Annotated in this window: 2 protein-coding genes; both read right to left on the reverse strand. The window is 51.9% G+C overall.

Translation table 11 applies throughout. The annotated features are described in order from the left end of the window. Window positions 1-202 precede the first annotated feature (202 nt). A complete protein-coding gene (locus tag OB13_RS00595; protein ID WP_461488195.1) occupies window positions 203-1126 on the reverse strand; it encodes an aspartate carbamoyltransferase catalytic subunit in 924 nt (307 codons plus the stop codon). 8 nt (window positions 1127-1134) lie between these two features. Further along, the coding region (locus OB13_RS00600; protein ID WP_461488196.1) for a phosphoribosyltransferase family protein at window positions 1135-1445 on the reverse strand (311 nt) is incomplete at its 5' end.

Here is a 1445-nt window from a genome sequence, read left to right on the forward strand (position 1 = left end):
TCCAAACATCAGTTACAAATACAATGCACAAGGTATAGACCATTAAGAAGCTATACCTTCACATGGGCCAGAGGCCCCGCTTAGCAGTCACGAGTGAGGACGCTCGCGCCAGCAGTGGGCTGGTAGTAGCTGAAACTGCCAAACGCAAAGACAGTAACGAAGATTAAAATAGAAGGGTAGGAGCAGGAAGAACAGAGATCCCTTACTTCTTCGAAGCCAGCAGGTATAGCACTGCCATCCGTATGGCGACACCATTTTCTACCTGGTTCAGGATAATGGAATGATGAGAATCGGCGGCATCGCTGCTAAGCTCTACACCACGGTTGATGGGGCCCGGGTGCATCAGCACAATTTCCTTGTCCAGGCTATCGAGCATTTTCTTATCAATGCCATAGTAGAGCGTATACTCCCGCAGCGAAGGAAAGTACTTCATTTGCTGGCGCTCCAGCTGTATACGCAGCACGTTGGCTACATCGCACCATTCCAAGGCCTTGCGTACATCCAGCTCTACCTTCACGCCCAATTCCCGGATGAACTTAGGCAGCAGCGTGACAGGGCCGCACACCATCACCTCAGCTCCTAACTTCTGCAGGGCAAAAATATTGGAGAGTGCCACGCGGGAGTGCAGAATGTCGCCTATGATCACGACTTTCTTACCGGCTACTTCGCCCAACCGCTCGCGGATAGAAAAGGCATCCAGTAAAGCCTGGGTTGGGTGTTCATGGGTACCATCTCCGGCATTCACGATATTGGCTCCGATGTGATTTGACAGGAAGTGAGGGGCTCCCGGGCTGGAGTGTCGCATCACGATCATGTCTACTTTCATGGCCAGGATGTTGTTGACTGTGTCGAGCAGGGTCTCGCCTTTCTTGACAGAGCTGCTGCTGGAAGAAAAGTTGATTACATCGGCTGACAGCCTTTTTTCGGCCAGCTCAAAGGAAAGGCGCGTACGGGTGGAGTTTTCGAAAAAAACGTTGGCAATCGTAATATCACGCAGCGAGGGCACTTTCTTGATGGGCCGGTTCAGAACATCTTTAAAGTTATCAGCCGTTTCAAAAATAAGCTGGATGTCTTCCGTTGTTATGTCTTTGATCCCGAGTAGATGCCGGACGCTGAGCTCTTGCATGGATGGTATTAGTCTTCGTTTTTGGTTACTAACCAGATATTGTCTTCCTGTGTCTCCTGGCCTTTCCACTCCACCAGCACCCGCTGTGACTGCAGGGAGTTGACGCGGCGACCCACATACGTCGCCTCAACAGGAAGGTGGCGGCTATACAACCGGTCTACCAGCACCAGCAGCTCCACGTTTGCCGGTCTTCCAAAGGAGATCATGGCATCCATCGCAGCCCGTACCGAACGGCCCGTATACAGCACGTCATCTACCAGGATCACCTTTTTGCCCTCGATCAGGAAATCGATATGCGTGGCATTGGCTGCCAGCGGAG

It is taken from the genome of Pontibacter sp. HJ8 (assembly GCF_054824225.1).